Annotated in this window: 15 protein-coding genes; 11 read left to right on the plus strand and 4 right to left on the minus strand. The window is 73.3% G+C overall.

Annotated elements, in window-relative coordinates; translation table 11 throughout:
- Positions 1-1,106 (minus strand): glycine cleavage system aminomethyltransferase GcvT (gene gcvT / locus RM555_RS29220; RefSeq protein WP_311414737.1); only part of this gene is annotated, 1,106 nt, incomplete at its 3' end.
- 161 nt (positions 1,107-1,267) lie between these two features.
- Between gcvT and RM555_RS29225 the strand changes: the two genes are divergently transcribed.
- Positions 1,268-2,839, plus strand: coding sequence for a leucyl aminopeptidase (locus RM555_RS29225; RefSeq protein WP_311414738.1), 1,572 nt, complete (start codon positions 1,268-1,270; stop codon positions 2,837-2,839).
- 80 nt (positions 2,840-2,919) lie between these two features.
- On the opposite strand, the gene RM555_RS29230 is transcribed toward RM555_RS29225, so the two are convergent.
- Positions 2,920-3,249 carry a hypothetical protein gene (locus RM555_RS29230; RefSeq protein ID WP_121400443.1) on the minus strand — a complete coding sequence of 110 codons (330 nt, stop codon included), beginning with the start codon at positions 3,247-3,249 and terminating at the stop codon, positions 2,920-2,922.
- A gap of 179 nt (positions 3,250-3,428) precedes the next feature.
- Here RM555_RS29230 and lpdA point away from each other — a divergent pair, with 179 nt between their 5' ends.
- The 7 genes from lpdA to RM555_RS29265 all read left to right on the plus strand — a co-directional run bounded on the left by lpdA (position 3,429) and on the right by RM555_RS29265 (position 11,407).
- On the plus strand, positions 3,429-4,820 hold the full coding sequence (gene lpdA, locus RM555_RS29235; protein ID WP_132236095.1) for a dihydrolipoyl dehydrogenase: 1,392 nt from the start codon (positions 3,429-3,431) through the stop codon (positions 4,818-4,820).
- Positions 4,821-4,886: 66 nt separating this feature from the next.
- Complete coding sequence (sucB, locus tag RM555_RS29240; protein WP_311414739.1) at positions 4,887-6,710, plus strand: 2-oxoglutarate dehydrogenase, E2 component, dihydrolipoamide succinyltransferase; 1,824 nt, start codon at positions 4,887-4,889, stop codon at positions 6,708-6,710.
- 149 nt (positions 6,711-6,859) lie between these two features.
- Positions 6,860-8,191, plus strand: coding sequence for a low temperature requirement protein A (locus RM555_RS29245; RefSeq protein WP_311414740.1), 1,332 nt, complete (start codon positions 6,860-6,862; stop codon positions 8,189-8,191).
- A gap of 73 nt (positions 8,192-8,264) precedes the next feature.
- Positions 8,265-8,636: a type II toxin-antitoxin system Phd/YefM family antitoxin gene (locus RM555_RS29250; protein WP_311414741.1), complete on the plus strand. Its 372-nt coding sequence runs from the start codon at positions 8,265-8,267 to the stop codon at positions 8,634-8,636.
- A 229-nt stretch (positions 8,637-8,865) separates the two neighbouring features.
- Positions 8,866-9,783 (plus strand): LLM class flavin-dependent oxidoreductase, encoded by a 918-nt coding sequence (locus tag RM555_RS29255; protein ID WP_311414742.1) that lies wholly within the window; start codon positions 8,866-8,868, stop codon positions 9,781-9,783.
- Positions 9,784-9,884: 101 nt separating this feature from the next.
- Complete coding sequence (locus RM555_RS29260) at positions 9,885-10,400, plus strand: M23 family metallopeptidase (protein ID WP_311414743.1); 516 nt, start codon at positions 9,885-9,887, stop codon at positions 10,398-10,400.
- Positions 10,401-10,504: 104 nt separating this feature from the next.
- The gene (locus RM555_RS29265) at positions 10,505-11,407 is read left to right on the plus strand and encodes a TIGR01777 family oxidoreductase (RefSeq protein WP_311414744.1); all 903 of its coding nucleotides are present in this window, start codon (positions 10,505-10,507) and stop codon (positions 11,405-11,407) included.
- 79 nt (positions 11,408-11,486) lie between these two features.
- Here the strand turns inward: RM555_RS29265 and RM555_RS29270 are convergent, their stop codons facing one another.
- Positions 11,487-12,722, minus strand: coding sequence for an extracellular catalytic domain type 1 short-chain-length polyhydroxyalkanoate depolymerase (locus tag RM555_RS29270; protein WP_311414745.1), 1,236 nt, complete (start codon positions 12,720-12,722; stop codon positions 11,487-11,489).
- A gap of 161 nt (positions 12,723-12,883) precedes the next feature.
- Here RM555_RS29270 and RM555_RS29275 point away from each other — a divergent pair, with 161 nt between their 5' ends.
- From RM555_RS29275 to RM555_RS29285, 3 genes are all read left to right on the plus strand, one after another.
- On the plus strand, positions 12,884-14,704 hold the full coding sequence (locus tag RM555_RS29275) for a DUF2079 domain-containing protein (RefSeq protein WP_311414746.1): 1,821 nt from the start codon (positions 12,884-12,886) through the stop codon (positions 14,702-14,704).
- Between the two features lie 102 nt (positions 14,705-14,806).
- On the plus strand, positions 14,807-15,448 hold the full coding sequence (gene lipB, locus RM555_RS29280; protein ID WP_311414747.1) for a lipoyl(octanoyl) transferase LipB: 642 nt from the start codon (positions 14,807-14,809) through the stop codon (positions 15,446-15,448).
- A gap of 3 nt (positions 15,449-15,451) precedes the next feature.
- Positions 15,452-15,844, plus strand: a complete 393-nt coding sequence (locus RM555_RS29285; RefSeq protein ID WP_311414748.1) for a VOC family protein — start codon at positions 15,452-15,454, stop codon at positions 15,842-15,844.
- Between the two features lie 152 nt (positions 15,845-15,996).
- Here RM555_RS29285 and aspS read toward each other — a convergent pair whose 3' ends face one another.
- On the minus strand, positions 15,997-17,283 hold the full coding sequence (aspS, locus tag RM555_RS29290; protein WP_311414749.1) for an aspartate--tRNA(Asn) ligase: 1,287 nt from the start codon (positions 17,281-17,283) through the stop codon (positions 15,997-15,999).
- Positions 17,284-17,529 lie beyond the last annotated feature (246 nt).

A 17,529-nucleotide genomic window follows, 5' to 3' on the forward strand; every position in this document is an offset into this window, starting at 1 on the left:
ACGAACGGGGGGCGGGTGACGCGCATCTGGGCGCGGCGGCCGCGGATGTCCACCTCGACCAGGTCGCCGTCGGTCAGCTTCGCGGCGGTGTCCAGCAGCGCCAGGGCGACGCCCTGCTTCTTCGTGGGCGAGAACGTGCCGCTGGTGATCGTGCCGACCTCCGCGTCGCCGACGTACACCGTCATGCCGGGGCGCGGGATCGCCCGGTCGACCGCCTCCAGGCCGCGCAGCGTACGCCTCGGGCCTGCGGCCTTCTCCGCGAGCAGCGCGTCGCGGCCCCAGAAGGCCGGCTTGTCCCAGCCGACCGCCCAGCCGGAGCGGCCCTGCACCGGGGTGATCTCCGGCGACAGGTCCTGACCGTGCAGCGGGTAGCCCATCTCGGTGCGCAGGGTGTCCCGGGCGGCCAGCCCGCAGGCGCGCAGCTCGGCGTCCGCCGCGAAGAGCGCGTCCCAGACCGCGACCGCGTCGGCCGCCGGCACCACCAGCTCGTAGCCCAGCTCCCCGGTGTAGCCGGTGCGGCACACGGTCAGCTCGACCCCGTCGAGCGTCGCGGTGGAGAAACTCATGTAGTCGTGCCCGGTCGGCAGGCCCAGCGCGCCCAGCAGCTCGGCCGAGCGCGGACCCTGCACGGCGAGGACGGCGTACGCCTCGTGCTCGTCGGTGACCGTGACCGACGCCGGGGCGGCGGCGCGCAGCCGGCGCACCACCTCGGCGGTGTTCGCGGCGTTCGGGATGAGGAAGACGTGGTCGTCGGCGTGCAGGTAGGCGATGATGTCGTCCACCACGCCGCCGGTGGCGTCGTCGCAGCAGAGGGTGTACTGCGCCCGGCCCGGCCCGATCCGGCCCAGGTCGTTGCTGAGGCAGGCGTTGACGAACTCCGCCGCGCCCGGCCCCGTGACCCGCGCCTTGCCCAGGTGCGAGACGTCGAACACGCCCACCCCGGTCCGCACCGCGGTGTGTTCCTTCAGCACCCCGCCCCCGGCGTACTCCAGCGGCATCTCCCAGCCACCGAACGGGGCGAACTTGGCGCCGCGAGCGGTGTGCCGCTCGTGCAGCGGGGAACGGCGCAGCCGGGTCGCGGCGGCGTCGGAGGTCACGTCGGTCATGGGTGGGAACTTACCGGGAGCTGGGCGGCTGGTTAGCATCGGCGGGACCCGTCGGAGCCGTCGACGGGACAGCCCCGACCTCCGACGGGTACGTTCCGCCGGAGACCTCCATCGCCGGTACGCGACGACGCGACCGGCCCGGCCCGCCCGGAGTAGCTTCAGTGACATCGCCCAGCACCACCCTGAGCCTGGTCGACACCGACCCCGCCGAGCTCGCCGTCGACGCGATCGTGATCGGCCTGCACAGCCAGACCGGCGAGCAGGACGCCACCTCCGGCCTGGCCGGAACCCTGCTGCTGGCCAGCGGCGCGGAGAGCATCGCCGCCGCCTTCGACGGCAAGCTGACCGAGACGCTGGCCCTGCTCGGCGCGACCGGCGCCCCCGGCGAGGTGATCAAGCTGGCCACGCTGGGCACCGTGACCGCCCCGGTGGTCGCCGCCGTCGGGCTCGGCCCGGAGCCGACCGGCGCCGCCCCGGCCCCGGAGACCCTGCGCCGGGCCGCTGGCGGGGCCGTACGGGCGCTCGCGGGCGCGCCGCGGGTGGCACTCGCGCTGCCGCTGCCGGACGACGCCGACGCGCCTGCGGCGCTGCGCGCGGTGGCGGAGGGCGCGCTGCTCGGCGGCTACCGCTTCGCCGGCTACAAGACCCGGCCCCAGCCGTCCCGGCGGGAGCCGGTGGCCGAGGTGCTGGTCGCCGTGCCGGACGCCGGTGACGCCGGCGCCCAGGCCGAGATCGCCCGCGCCCAGGTGGTGTGCGGCGCGGTCCGGCGCAGCCGGGACTGGGTCAACACCGCCCCGAACGAGCTCCGACCGCCGTCCTTCGCCGACTCGGTGGCGGACTCCGCCCGGGAGGCCGGCCTGACGGTCGAGGTCCTCGACGAGGCGGCCCTGGCCGCCGGCGGCTACGGCGGCATCATCGCCGTCGGGCAGGGCTCGGAGGCCCCGCCGCGGCTGGTGAAGCTGACCTACACCCCGGCCGACGGTGGCAACGGCAAGCGGGTGGCGCTCGTCGGCAAGGGCATCACCTTCGACACCGGCGGCATCTCGATCAAGCCGGCGCAGGGCATGTGGGAGATGAAGTCCGACATGGGAGGCGCCGCCGCGGTGGCCGCGACCATGCTGGCGGTCGCCGCGCTCAAGCCGTCGGTGGCCGTGACGGCGTACCTGCCGATGGCGGAGAACATGCCGTCCGGGCGGTCGTACCGGCCGGGTGACGTGATCAGCATGTACAACGGCAAGAAGGTGGAGGTGCTCAACACCGACGCCGAGGGCCGGATGATCCTGGCCGACGCGATGGCGCGGGCCTGCGAGGACGGCTGCGACTACCTCTTCGAGACCTCCACCCTCACGGGCGGGCAGGTCGTCGCGTTGGGCAAGCGGATCGCCGGCGTGATGGGCAGCCCCGAGCTGTGCGAGCGGGTCCGTACCGCCGGCGACGCGGTCGGCGAGCCGGCCTGGCCGATGCCGCTGCCGGACGACGTGCGCAAGGGCATGGACTCCGACGTCGCCGACATCTCCCAGGTCAACGCCGGCATGGACCGGGCGGGGCATATGCTCCAGGGCGGGGTGTTCCTGCGGGAGTTCGTCAGCGCCGACGTCGACTGGGCGCACATCGACATCGCGGGCCCGAGCTACCACTCGGGCGAGGCGACCGGCTACTGGACCAAGGGCGGCACGGGCGTGCCGGTCCGCACGCTCGTCCAGCTGGTGGAGGACGTCGCCGCCAACGGCTGACGTGTAAGGAAGGGCCCCTTGTTAACGCATTGCGTTAACAAGGGGCCCTTCCTTACACGTTGCGGCGGGTGCGGTCCGGCTCAGAACAGCTCGGGGCGGCGCTTGCGGCGCTCGTTGTAGTCGCGCATCCGCTGCGGGTAGCCCATCAGCCGCACGTCGTAGACCGGGATGCCCATCCGGTACGCGAAGCGGCGGGCGCCGTCGGGGCCGTCGATGCGGCGACGGGTCCACTCCCCGTCGTCGGCGATCAGCATGACTGTGGTCTCGGTGACGGTGGTCCGCGGCTCGATGTACGCCTCGACGCCGCGCCGGCTGCGGACGAAGCCCTCGAGGTGCTCCAGATCGGCGCGGTCGGCGGCCCGGTCGAGGCTGACCGCCCGCGTCTTCTTGCGTCGCCGGAACAGTCCCACCGGGCGTCTCCCCCTCAGTCCGTCATCGAAGCCAGGGCCAAGCGTACGTGTCACGGACGTGTCGTTGGGCACCTCACTACGCGGGCGGCGGGCGGTGGTGACAAGATGACCGAGGTGGGGTGTGCCCGTTGTTGCCCCGCCGTGACCCCCGAAGCAGTGACGCGACCTGGGAGTTGGACGTGAGCGAGCCGAACGACGCAACCTTCGACATCGTCATCCTCGGAGGTGGCAGCGGCGGCTACGCGACCGCCCTGCGCGCCGTCCAGCTGGGCCTGAAGGTCGCGCTGGTCGAGAAGGGCAAGCTCGGCGGCACCTGCCTGCACAACGGTTGCATCCCGACCAAGGCGCTGCTGCACGCGGCCGAGATCGCCGACCAGACCCGCGAGTCGGAGCAGTTCGGCGTGAAGGCCGAGCTGGTCGGCATCGACATGGCGGGGGTCAACGCCTACAAGGACGGCGTGATCTCCCGGCTCTACAAGGGCCTGCAGGGCATGCTCAAGGGCAACAAGTCGATCACCATCGTCGAGGGCCACGGCAAGCTCGTCGGCAAGAACGTCGTCGAGGTCGACGGCAAGCGCTACACGGGCCGCAACATCGTGCTGGCCTCCGGTTCGTACGCGAAGAGCCTGCCCGGCCTGGAGGTCGACGGCGAGCGGGTCATCACCAGCGACCACGCGCTCACCCTCGACCGGGTCCCGGCCTCGGCGATCGTGCTCGGTGGTGGCGTGATCGGCGTCGAGTTCGCCAGCGTGTGGAAGTCCTTCGGGGTGGACGTCACGATCGTCGAGGCGCTCCCCCGGCTGGTCGCGGCCGAGGACGAGGAGTCCTCGAAGGCGCTGGAGCGGGCGTTCCGCAAGCGGAAGATCAACTTCAAGGTCGGCAAGCCGTTCGAGAAGGTCGAGAAGACCGACAAGGGCGTCAAGGTCACCATCGCCGGCGGTGACACCGTCGAGGCGGAGCTGCTGCTGGTCGCCGTCGGCCGCGGCCCGAACACCGCCGACCTCGGCTACGAGGAGCAGGGCGTCAAGATGGACCGCGGCTACGTGCTGACCGACGAGCGGCTGCGCACCAGCGTGCCGAACGTCTACGCCGTCGGCGACATCGTGCCCGGCCTTCAGCTCGCCCACCGGGGCTTCCAGCAGGGCATCTTCGTCGCCGAGGAGATCGCCGGGCAGAACCCGGCCGTCATCGACGAGGTCGGCATCCCCCGCGTCACCTACTCCGACCCGGAGCTGGCGTCGGTCGGCCTGACCGAGGCGAAGGCCAAGGAGCAGTACGGCGCCGACAAGGTCAAGACCTACAACTACAACCTGGGCGGCAACGGCAAGAGCCAGATCCTCAAGACGGCCGGCTTCGTCAAGCTCGTCCGGGTGGAGGACGGCCCCGTCGTCGGCGTGCACATGGTCGGCGCCCGGGTCGGCGAGATGGTCGGCGAGGCGCAGCTCATCTACAACTGGGAGGCGTACCCGGCCGAGGTGGCGCAGCTCGTGCACGCCCACCCGACGCAGAACGAGGCCCTGGGCGAGGCGCACCTGGCGCTCGCCGGCAAGCCGCTGCACGCACACGCCTGATCACGACAACCGCGGCGTCCGGCGACGGGCGATGATCCCACCAGGGGAATGAAGGAGTCTTTGAAGATGCCGGTATCGGTCACCATGCCCCGGCTCGGTGAGAGCGTCACCGAGGGCACCGTCACGCGCTGGCTCAAGCAGGAGGGCGACACCGTCGAGGTCGACGAGCCCCTGCTCGAGGTGTCGACCGACAAGGTCGACACCGAGATCCCGTCCCCGGCGGCGGGCGTGCTGAGCCGGATCGTGGTCGGCGAGGACGAGACCGCCGAGGTCGGCAGCGAGCTGGCCGTGATCGCGGGCGAGGGCGAGTCCACCGGCGGCGGCGAGACCGCCCCGCAGCAGGAGGAGCCGGCCGAGGAGGCCGCCGAGGCCGCCGAGGAGCCGCAGGCCGAGGCGGAGCAGCCGGCCGTCGAGGAGCCGGAGCCCCAGGCGCAGGCCGCGCCGGCGCCGTCGGGCGAGGGCACCCCGGTCAAGATGCCGGCCCTGGGCGAGAGCGTCACCGAGGGCACCGTCACCCGCTGGCTCAAGCAGGTCGGCGACACCGTCGAGGTGGACGAGCCGCTGCTGGAGGTCTCCACCGACAAGGTCGACACCGAGATCCCGTCGCCGGTGGCCGGCACGGTCCTGGAGATCAAGGTTCCCGAGGACGAGACCGCCGCGGTCGGCGCCGACCTGGCCGTGATCGGTGCCGCCGGCGCCGCCCCGGCCGAGGCCAAGCCCGAGCCGAAGGCGGAGCCCAAGGCAGAGGCCAAGCCGGAGCCGAAGCCGGAGCCGAAGGCCGAGGCCGAGCCGGAGCCCAAGGTCGAGGAGCCGACCCCGGGCATGTCGTACAACGAGCCGTCGGCGGAGGCCGAGACCTCGGCGCAGCCCGCGCAGGCCGAGCAGAAGGCCGTGCCGTCGGCCCCGGCCCAGCAGCGCCCGTCGGCGCCCGCCCAGGGCGGCGAGGAGGCCGCCGGCTACGTGACCCCGCTGGTGCGCAAGCTGGCCAGCGAGCACGGCGTCGACCTCTCCTCGGTCAACGGCACCGGCGTCGGCGGCCGGATCCGCAAGCAGGACGTGCTGGAGGCGGCGGAGAAGGCGAAGGCCGCCAAGGCCGCGCCGGCCCCGGCGCAGCAGCCCGCCGCGGCTGCCCCGGCCAAGCCGGCCGCCAAGCCGCAGCCGAGCGCCAAGCGCGGCAGCACCGAGAAGCTCCCCCGGATCCGCGCGACGATCGCCAAGCGGATGCAGCAGTCGCTGCACGAGATGGCGCAGCTGACCACCGTGGTCGAGGTGGACGTCACCAAGGTCGCCAAGCTGCGGGCGCAGGCCAAGGAGTCGTTCCAGCAGCGGCACGGCGTCAAGCTGTCGTTCCTGCCGTTCTTCGCCCTCGCGGCGGTCGAGGCGCTGCAGGCGTACCCGATCGTCAACGCCAGCATGGACCTCGACGCCGGCACGATCACCTACCCGGACTCGGAGAACCTCGGCATCGCCGTGGACACCGAGCGGGGCCTGATGGTGCCGGTGATCCACGGCGCGGGCGACCTGAACCTGGGTGGCATCGCCAAGCGGATCGCCGACCTGGCCGAGCGCACCCGGACCAACAAGATCAGCCCGGACGAGATCGCCGGGGCGACCTTCACGCTGACCAACACCGGCAGCCGGGGCGCCCTCTTCGACACCCCGATCGTGCCGTCGCCGCAGTCGGCGATGCTCGGCACGGGTGCCGTGGTCAAGCGTCCGGTCGTCGTCAACGACCCGGAGCTGGGCGAGGTCATCGCCGTCCGGTCGATGGTCTACCTGGCCCTGTCGTACGACCACCGGCTGATCGACGGCGCGGACGCCGCCCGCTTCCTGGTCGCGGTCAAGGAGCGGCTGGAATCGGGCAACTTCGAGGCCGAACTCGGCCTGTAGTTCCCGCCTGGACCACCCGACGGGCGCCCCGGTCACCGACCGGGGCGCCCGTCGCCGTTCCGGCCGCCTCGTCCACCGTCGCCCCCGGCCCTCGGCACGCTCACGCGATTCCGGCGCGGCGGCGACGGGGCGCTGCCAGAGTGGATGAGGTGGGCGGCATCCGGTGGCGCGAGCGGCTGGGACCGGCCGTCTCGATCGCCCCCGGCGCCCGGGTCGACCGGTTCGAGGTCTTCTTCGACCTGGTCTTCGTCTTCTCGTTCTTCATCATCACGCGGGCCACCGCCGCCCACATCTCCGGCTATCAGCTCGCACACGCCCTGCTCGTGCTCGCCGTGCTCTGGTGGTGCTGGGTGGTGCACTGCGTGGTCGCCACCCGGGTACGGCTCGGCGAGGGCTTCGTACCGGTGCTGATGGTCGTCGGCATGGCGGCGCTGTTCTGCTTCGCGCTCTCGCTCCCCCAGGCCTTCAGCGACGCGACCGACGTGGCCGCCGGGCCGATGGTGGTCGCGCTGAGCTACGTGGTGATCCGGGGCGTGCACCTGGCGCTGTACTGGCACGTCGCGCAGGAGAGACCCGGGGAGCGCCGGCTGCTGCTGAAGTACTCCCCGGAGATGGCGGTCAGCACCCTGCTGCTCATCTCCGCCGCGCTGATCCCGCCGCAGATCGAGGACCCGGACCGGGCGGCGATGCTGCGCGACGGCCTCTGGGTCAGCGTCGTCCTGCTCCAGTACGGCATGGGCCTGGTCGCCGGCGCCTGGGGCTGGACGGTGACCTCCGCCGAGCACTGGACCGAGCGGTACGACCTGATCCTGATCATCGCCCTGGGCGAGTCCGTCATCTCCGTCGGCGTCGGCAGCAACCTGCTCGGCCAGCCCCCGACCTGGCCGGCGGTCGCCGCGGCGGTGCTCGGCATCTTCTTCACGGCCGCGCTGTGGTGGGCGCACTACGACGTGATCGCACCGGCCGCCCGGATAGCCCTGCACGCGGCCGAGGGCCGGCCCCGGGTCTCGATGGCCCGCGACGCGTACGCCTACATGTACCTGCCGATGATCGCCGGGATCATCCTGTTCGCCCTCGGCGCCGAGGAGATCGTGCACCAGGTCGCCGATCCCGAAGTGCCGGTCGGGGATCCGACGCACGGCCACGGCGTCCTGCTGCTGTTCGGCGGAGTCGCCTGCTACCTGTGCGCGAACATGCTGTTCCAGTGGCGCACCCTGCGCACCGTCTCGTGGACCAGGGTCGGCACGGTGCTCGTGCTCGCCGCCGGGATCCCCGTCGGCCAGCGGCTGCCGGCGCTGGCCGCCCTCACCCTGCTCACCACGATCTGCATCGGGCTGGTGGCGGTCGAGGCGGTGGTCATGGCGGGCTCCCGGCGCGCCCTGCGCGAGATGGTCTTCGAGGAGAAGACCAGCCACGAGGCGCACGAGGCCGCCTGGCGCGCCCGCTGGCGCGAGCCCACCCCGGACGAGCCGTCGACCTGACACTCGGGCCCCGGAGCACACCCCCGGCCCGCAGGGTCGTAGCACTCCGTACACCCTGGACCAGGATCGTGTCGTGGCAGAGCACGCTCACCGGGAGATGACGCAGCGGGAGCTGCGCAACGACTCCGGCGAGTCCTTCGTCATCACGCGCAACGGCACCCCCGTCGGAAAGCTCATCCCGCTGCGCCGGCGCACCTTCGTCCCCCGGGCGGAGGTGCTCGCCGCCTTCGCGACGGCCCCCGTACTCGACGACGAGAGGTTCCGCGCGGACCGCACCACACCGACGACCGCGCCGAGCGGGCCCGGCGGACCAGCGTCCTCCCGCATGCTGAGGCTGTGTTCGAGCCGCTGCCCTTCGACGCCGAGGCCGCGCGGGCCTTCGGCCTGGTCACCAGTGCGGTCCTGGCCACGGGCCGCACCACCCGCCGCCGGCTGGCGGACCTGATGATCGCCTCCATCGCGTACGCGAACGGGCTGTCGCTCTACACCACCAACCCGGCCGACTTCGTCGGGCTGGAGGAGTTGGTCTCCGTCCGGCCGTTCCGTCGGCTCTCAGGGCAGCACCGAGGGCCTCCTCGGGGCGCCCCTCCCGCCGCAGGACGGGCAGGTCTGCCGGTAGCAGAATCGCCCCCGTCGGGCTTGGCCGGTCGGGCCGTGCCCGGCAGGGTGGACGCATGGCGATCTTCTCTCTCCAGGCGGTCCCGTCCGACGGCCCGGGCTGGCTGGACCTGGCCCGGCGGGCCGAGGCAGCCGGCTTCGACACCCTGTTCACCGCCGACCATCCGGGTTCGGCGGCGTCCCCCTTCGTCTCGCTGGCCGCCGCGGCGGCGGTGACCTCGACGATCGGCCTGGGCTCGTACGTCTCCAACGCCGGCGTCCGCGAGCCGATGCTGCTCGCCTCGGACGTGGCCTCCCTCGACCTGCTCTCCGGCGGGCGGGCCCGGTTCGGCCTCGGCGCCGGCCACACCCCCGCCGAGTGGCGCGCGGTCGGCCGGGAGCGCCCCGATGTCGCCGGGCGGGTGCGCCGCTGCCTGGCCGTGGCCGAGGCCGTCCGCGCCCTGCTCGACGGCGAGGAGGTCACCGTCGACTCCCCCGACCTGGTCCTGCGGGGCGCGCGGCTGGAGGCCCCGCGCCCGGTGCAGCGGCGGATCCCGTTCACGCTCGGCACGGCGAACTCGGCGATGCTGCGCTGGGCCGGCGCGCACGCCGACGTGGTCGGGCTGTCCGGCCTGGGGCGCACGCTGCCTGACGGTCACCGGCACGACGTGCGCTGGCGCGAGGCGGACATCGAGGCGCAACTGGCCTGCGTCGCCGCCGGGGCGGAAGGGCGGGCCGAGCCACCGGTGCTGGAGTCGCTCGTGCAGCACGTCGTCGTCACCGACGACGCCGAGGCCGCCGCCGCGCCGACCGCCGAACGGATCGGGCTGAGCGTCGCCGAGCTGCTCGCGACGCCGTTCGTGCTCATCGGCACCGAGGACGAGATCGTCGCGGCGGTCGCCGCACACCGGCGCCGCTGGGGCGTCACCCGCTTCGTCGTACGCGAGGACGCACTCGACCCGCTCACGCCGGTGCTGGCCCGCCTCGCCGCCTGAGCGACGCATCGACGGCAATCGGGGCGGGGACGCTTCCGGTCATCGAAACTTTCTGACATCATCCGGCAGATAGATCGAAGGTTATGACCGTGGAGGTTCGGATGCGTACCCGCCTGACGAGTTCCCTCAGCGCCGCCCTGCTGGCGACCGCCGCGTTCCTGGTGCCGGCGTCGCCCGCCGCCGCCGCTCCGTCGTTCCGCACGCCGTTCCCGTGCAACCAGACGTGGTCCGGCCAGACCCGCACCACCCACAGCCCGCAGTACGCGATCGACTTCAACCGGACCAACGACCACGGCGATCCGGTCAAGGCCAGCGCCCCGGGCACGGTGGACGTCGTCGCCAACCTCGGCGACACCAGCTACGGCCGGTACGTGCGGATCAACCACGGCAACGGCTACACCACCTACTACGCCCACCTCAGCGGATTCAACGTCTCGGTCGGCCAGTCCGTCGGCTACAGCACCACCATCGGCTACGTGGGCAACAGCGGCGGCTCCTCCGGCTCCCACCTGCACTACGAGCAGCGCCTGAACGGCAGCGACATCAAGGTGCGCTTCAGCGGCAACCTGGCGCTCTACTTCGGGACGCAGAACTACACGCGTACCGCCGGCTGCTGATCCGGCGCGACGCCGCCGGCCGGCCAGCCGGCGGCGTCGCGCCCGGTGCGGTGCGCGCCCGCCACAGCGCATCCGATCCGCCGTCCGTACCCGAAGATGGGAGCATGCGGATCCTCATGGCCGGCGCGTCCGGCTTCCTCGGCACCCGGCTGGTCGACCGACTCACGGCGGACGGCCACCAGGTCACCCGGCTGGTCCGTCGGCCGCCGCGCACCGCCGACGAGCGGCAGTGGAACCCGGCCGCCGCGCAGCTCGACCCGGCGGTGGTGGCGGAGGCGGACGCGGTCGTCAACCTGGCCGGCGCGGGCGTAAGCGACAAGCGGTGGAACGACGAGTACCGGCAGCTGATCCGGTCCAGCCGGGTCGACACCACCACCACGCTGGCGATCACCATCGCCGGCCTGCCCGAGGCCGACCGGCCGAGGACACTGCTCAACTCATCGGCGGTCGGCTGGTACGGCAACACCGGCGACCGGGCGGTCGAGGAGGACGCCCCGGCGGGCGAGGGCTTCCTGGCCGACGTCTGCCGGGTCTGGGAGGCCGCGACCCGGCCGGCCGAGGACGCGGGCGTACGCGTCGTGCGGCTGCGCATCGGGCTGCCGCTGCACCGCGACGGCGGGCTGCTCAAGCCGCAGCTGCTGCCGTTCCGGCTGGGCATCGCCGGGCGGCTCGGCAGCGGCCGGCAGTGGCTGCCGTGGATCTCCATGGCCGACTGGCTGGACGCCGCGCGGTTCGTGCTGGACCGCGACGACCTGGTGGGGCCGGTCAACCTGGTCGGGCCGGCCCCGGTGACCAACGCCGAGTTCACCCGGGAGCTGGCCCGGCAGCTGCGCCGGCCGGCGATCGTCCCGATCCCGGCGCTGGCGTTGAAGGTGGTGCTGGGCGGCTTCGCGCACGAGGCGCTGACCAGCACCCGCGTCCTCCCGGGCGTGCTCACCGGGGCCGGATTCACCTACCGCCACCCCACCCTGGCCGCCGCCCTGCACGCGGCCCTCACCGCCCCCTGATCCGGTCGACCACGAAGTTGTCGTCACGCCGCGCGGGGCGGGGTGACGACAACTTCATGATCGACGCGCCGGGAGCGGATCAGCAGCCGATCACCCAGTGGTTGGGGCCGGTCTGCTTCAGGGTGCTGGTGTAGAAGGTGTTGTAGAGGCCCATCCGCTGGTTCGAGCCGTTGGCGTAGGCGTAGCCGCCGGACTGGTAGGCGCGGCCGGCGGCGACGTGCGCGTAGTTGCTGGCCGTGACGCAGGTCGGCGCCGTGGTCGGGCTGGCGGTCGGGGAGGCCGTGGGGCTCGCGGTCGGGGACGCGGTGGGGCTCGCCGTCGGCGTCGGGGTGGGGTTCGTCCCGCCGTTCAGGCCGAAGAAGACCGCGTCGTGGTACGCCGAGCAGATGGTGTCGAGCAGGTAAGCGGCGGCGGTGCCGCACTGCTCGGCGCCCGGGCCCGGGTCGACCGGGGTGCCGTGACCCATGCCGGAGACCCGGTAGACGCGGACGTCGTTGTTGCCGTACACCTCCAGGCTGGTGTTGGCGGGCAGCGACGCGGTGCTGGTGGGGGTCTGCGAGACGCCCCGGACGTTGGTCCACTGGTCGCGCAGCTCGGTGGCGTTGGCCGGTACGACGGTGGAGTCCGACGTGCCGTGCCAGATGGCGACCCGGGGGCGCGGGCCGGTGTGCCCGGGGTACGCGGCCCGGACCACGTTGCCCCACTCCTGCGGGGTCTTGTTCACGCCGCTGTACTGGCAGGTGCTGGTGGAGGCGGGCGGCGAGCAGCGGTACGGCAGGCCGGCGACGACCGAGCCGGCGGCGAACACGTCCGGGTAGGTGGCCAGCATGACCGCGCTCATTCCCCCGCCAGCGGAGAGGCCGCTGACGAACACCCGGCGGGCGTCGGTGCCGTAGTTGTTCCTGGCGTGGTCGACCATCTGCCTGATCGACAGGGCCTCGCCGGAGCCTCGGGTGATGTCCTGCTCGACGAACCAGTTGAAGCAGCTCAGCGGCTGGTTGGCGCTGGACTGCTGCGGCACGATCAGGGTGAACTTCCACTGGTCGGCGAACTTCTGCCAGCCGGAGTTGGCGAAGTAGCCGGCCGCGTTCTGGGTGCAGCCGTGCAGCAGCACGACGGCCGGGGCTCCCGCCGGCAGGTTGTCCGGCCGGTACGCGTACATGGCGAGGTTGCCGGGGTTGGAGCCGAAGTTGGTGACCTGGGTGAGGGTGGCGGCCTGGGCGGGGGCGGCGACGGTCGCCACGGCGGCGACGGCGAGGACCATCCCGGCGACCGCGCCGGTCAGCCGGGAGAGCAGGGACGGGGAGCGGCGCACGGGGCCTCCTGGGGACGGGGTGTGAACTGGGTCACCCGCGAATTGCCGCGACGTTACGTCGATGCGTCGATGGTGTGACATGGGGCACGGTCACACATTCCGCGCCCGGAGGATGTGCGTCCTGACCGGCGTGCCCCGGTGCGGTTGGTAACGTCCGCTGCGTGCCGACCTCCCCGTCCCTGGCGCCTTCGCCGGCCTCGCCGCCCCGCGTCGTCCGCCACCGGCGGGCCGACCTGATCGTGGCGCTGGTCGCGCTGGCGCTCGCCGGCTGGGTGGCCAGCGGGCTGTGGCGGGACCCGAACGGCCGCGCCATCACGGTCAACTCCAGCGACCAGGCGCTCTTCGAGTGGCTGCTGGCCTTCGGCGGCCACGCGGTGACCCACGGCGACAACCCGCTCTTCACGTACCTGGTCAACGTCCCCGACGGGGTGAACCTCGCGGTCAACACCTCGATCACCGTGTACGCGGTGGTCTTCGCGCCGCTGACGTACCTGATCGGGCCGCCTGCCACGTTCCTGGTGATCCTCACCCTCAACCTGGCCGCCACGGCGTTGGCCTGGTACTGGCTGCTCTCCCGACACCTGGTCCGCAGCCCGCTCGCCGCCGCCGTCGGCGGGCTGTTCATCGGCTTCTCCCCCGGCATGGTCTCGCACGCCAACGCCCACCTGAACTGGACGGCGGGCTGGCTCGTGCCGCTGCTGATCTGGCGGACCTTCGCGCTGCGCCGCTCCCGGCACCCGCTGCGCGACGGCGCGATCCTCGGCGTGCTCGTCGCCGTCGCCTTCTCCATCGCCGCCGAAGGGCTCTTCTTCACCGCGCTGGCGCTCGGCGTCTTCGTCGCCGTCTGGGCGCTGCACCCGGCCCGCCGCGCCGAGGCCCGCGCGGTGCTGCCGACCTTCCTGCGCGGCCTCGGCGTCACCGCCGTCGTCGCGGGGGTGCTGCTGGCGTACCCGCTGTGGCTGCACTTCGCCGGCCCGCAGCGCTTCCACGGCACCGGCTTCGACGCGGTCATCCACTCCGAGGACGTCGTCGCCTACGGGGCGTACCCGCGCCGCTCACTCGCCGGAGAGGCGGGGTTGGGCACCCAACTGGCGCCGAACCCGACCGAGGAGAACTCGTTCTTCGGCATTCCCCTGCTGCTGCTCGCCGTCGCCTGCTTCGTGGCGCTGTGGCGCCGCGCCGACGCGGGCCGCCGGGCGACGCTCTGGGCGCTGGGCGTGACCGCCGCCGTCTTCACCGTGCTGTCGTTCGGCCCCGTGGCCAAGGTCGACGGGCGGCGCGTCGACCTGCCGATGCCGTTCGACCTGCTCGGGCACCTGCCGGTGGTGAACGCCGCCCTGCCCGCCCGGCTGGCGCTGATCGTGGCGCCGGTGATCGGGGTGCTGCTCGCGTACGCCGTCGAGGCGCTCCGCGCCGACCCGCCCCGCGACCGCCGGACGCGGCTGGCGTGGCGGGCGGGGTTCGCACTGGCGCTGCTGCCGCTGGTGCCGACCCCGCTGCTGACCATCGAGCGCGAGCCGATCCCGCGCTTCATCACCGCCGGGACGTGGCGGGAGTACGTCTCCCCCGGCGGGGTGCTGACCCCGGTGCCGCTGACCCTCGACGTCTATCCCGACGGCCAGCGCTGGCAGGCGTACGCGCTGGCACACCGGCAGGGCGAGTTCGCGATCCCCTCCGGCTTCTTCCTCGGCCCCGGCGGCCCCGACGGCCGGGGGCGGATCGGCCCGACGCCGCGCCCGTTCGGCGCGCTGGTGGACCAGGCCGGCCGGAGCGGGCTGGTGCCGATCATCACCGAGGGCAGCATCCAGGAGGTCCGCGCCGACCTGCGGCACTGGCGCATCGAGACGGTCGTGCTGGCCGACGAGGTGCACGGGGCGAAGTGGCCGGTCGACGAGGAGGCGATCCGGCGTACGGTGACCGCGCTGCTCGGCCCGCCCGAGCGGGTGGACGACGTGTGGCTGTGGCGGGTCCCGCAGGGCTGAGCCGTCGCCCCGGCCGGTCGCGGGCAGCCGACCCGCCGCCGGGTCCCGTCGTGAGCCGCGTCACCGCTGGTGACCGGCCGGTACGGGTCTAGGCTTGGCGACGTGACCACGACGACCCCCGGCCTCACGGCCGTCCGCGCCGGTGTCCTCGACTACCAGGCCGCCTGGGACGAGCAGCGCCGGCTGCACGAGTCGGTGGTGGCCGGCGAGCGCGGCGACACCGTGCTGCTGCTGGAACACCCGAGCGTCTACACCGCCGGCAAGCGCACGGAGCCGTGGGACCGCCCGATGGACGGCACCCCGGTCGTCGACGTGGACCGGGGCGGCAAGATCACCTGGCACGGCCCGGGGCAGCTGGTCGGCTACCCCATCGTGCGGTTGCCCGACCCGGTCGACGTGGTCGCCTACGTCCGCCGCACCGAGCAGCTGCTGATCGACGTCTGCGCCGAGTTCGGGCTGACCGCCGGCCGGGTCGAGGGGCGCAGCGGGGTCTGGGTGCCCGAGGACGACCGGGGCCCGGCGCGCAAGGTGGCGGCCATCGGCATCCGGGTCGCCCGCGGGGTGACCCTGCACGGCTTCTCCATCAACTGCGACTGCGACCTGGGCCACTTCGACCGGATCGTGCCCTGCGGCATCCGCGACGCCGGGGTCACCTCGCTCACCGCCGAGCTGGGCCGCCCGGTGCCCGTGGCCGACGTACTGCCGGTCGTGGAGCGCCACCTGCCCACCCTCGTCACGACCTGACCGGTGCGGATCGACCTGGTCACGATCGTCGTGGCCGAGTACGACCCGGCCATCGAGTTCTTCACCGGGGTGCTCGGCTTCGAGCTGGTGGAGGACTCCTCGTCGCTGACCAACGACGGGCGGCCGAAACGCTGGGTGGTCGTCCGGCCGCCCGGCGCGCAGACCGGGCTGCTGCTGGCCCGCGCCGACGGCGACCGGCAGGCTCGATCGGTCGGGGACCAGGTCGCCGGCCGGGTCGGCTTCTTCCTCCAGGTCGACGACTTCGACGCCGTCCACCGGCGGATGGTCGAGGCGGGCGTGGAGTTCGTGAAGCCCCCGCGCACCGAGCCGTACGGCCGGGTCGCGGTCTTCCGCGACATCGCCGGCAACCCCTGGGACCTCCTCGGCCCCGCCTGATCCCCACCCTCCCCCACCCTCCCCCGGCCCGCCCGGCCCGGCCCGGCCCGGCCCGGCCCGTTGATCATGAAGTTGTTGTCACGACACGCCGATGCCGACGACAACAACTTCATGATCAACGTGGGCCAGGGGGAGGGGGGAGGGGCAGCGGGCTACGGGGTGAGGCGGTGGAGGTCGCGCGGGAAGGCGGTCACCTCCCGGACGTTGGCCGCGCCAGTCAGGCGGGCCACGAAGCGTTCCAGGCCGATGGCGAAACCGCCGTGCGGCGGCATCCCGTGCCGGAACGCGTCGACGTAGCCGGCGTACGGCTCGACCGGCTCGCCCCGGGCGGCGAGCGCCGCCAGGTAGTCGGCGTGCCGGTGCAGCCGCTGCCCGCCCGTCACCAGCTCCAGCCCCCGGAAGAGCAGGTCGAACCCGTTGGAGTACGCGGGCCGCGCCGGGTCCGGGTGGGTGTAGAAGGGCCGCTTCGCCATCGGGTACCCGGTGACGAAGAGGAACTCCGAGCCGTGCTCCCGCCGCGCCCACTCGCCCAGCGCCCGCTCGTGCGCCGGGGCCAGGTCCGGCTCGTCGGCCGGCGCGCCCGCGATCCTGAGCGCCTCGGTGAAGTGCACGGCGGGGATCTCGGCCGGCACGTCCGGCGCCGACACCCCGAGGGTGGCGAGCGCGGCCCCGGCCCGCTCGCGTACCGCGTCGAGCATGCCGGCCACGGTGTGCCGCAGCACGGCCATGACGTCCCGGTGGTCGGCGACGAAGCCCAGCTCGGCGTCGAGCGAGGTGTACTGCGCCAGATGCCGGACGGTGTCGTGCGGCTCGGCCCGGAACACCGGCCCCACCTCGTAGACGCGCTCGAAGACGCCGACCATGAGCTGCTTGTAGAACTGCGGCGACTGCGCCAGGTACGCGGGCCGGCCGAACCAGTCCAGGGCGAAGACGTTCGCCCCGCTCTCGGTGGACGAGCCCACCACCTTCGGCGTGTGGATCTCCACGAAGTCGCGGGCGTCGAGCGTGGCCCGGAAGCCGGCCACCGCCGCCGCCGAGACGCGCAGCGCCGCCGAGCGGGTCGGGTGGCGCAGCGCGACGGGCGCGTGGTCGAGCTGGGTGGGCAGGCTCGCGGTGAGCGCCGGCCGGTACAGGTCGAACGGCGGCGGTACGGCGGGCGGGCCGAGTGGTCGTACCGTCGGCTCGGTCAGCTCGACCCCGGCGGGCGCGGTCGGGTTCGCGACCACCGTGCCGGAGACCTCGACGACCGTCTCCTCGGTGAGTGCCTCCACCTCGGCGCGCACGGCCGGGTCGGTGACCACCACCTGGGTCAGGCCGGCGGAGTCCCGGACGATCAGGAAGGCCACCGACTTGAGCAGCCGGCGGCGGTGCACCCAGCCGGCGATCCGGACGGGCGCGTCGACATGGGCGGAGAGTTGGCGGGACAGGACACGTGGCATGGCAGGGCTGCCTCTCGGTCGATCGCGACGCCTGCCAGCGGGGTGGCGGGCGTCGCCCCAACCCCGTCAGGTGTGGGCGAGCGGGAAACCTCGCGGTGCCACCACACCTTCGCCCCCGCGGACGGGAGCCTCGTTCGTCGCCTTTTCACCGGGGCCAGCCGGGCGGGCTCTACTGGGCTCTGCGTGTAAGGAGGGGACCCTTCCTCTACCGGAGGCGTTAAGAAGGTGCCCTTCCTTGCATGCCGT

Origin of the sequence: Micromonospora reichwaldensis (assembly GCF_031845925.1) — a bacterium.
In the GTDB taxonomy this organism is placed as follows: Bacteria; Actinomycetota; Actinomycetes; order Mycobacteriales; family Micromonosporaceae; genus Micromonospora; species Micromonospora reichwaldensis.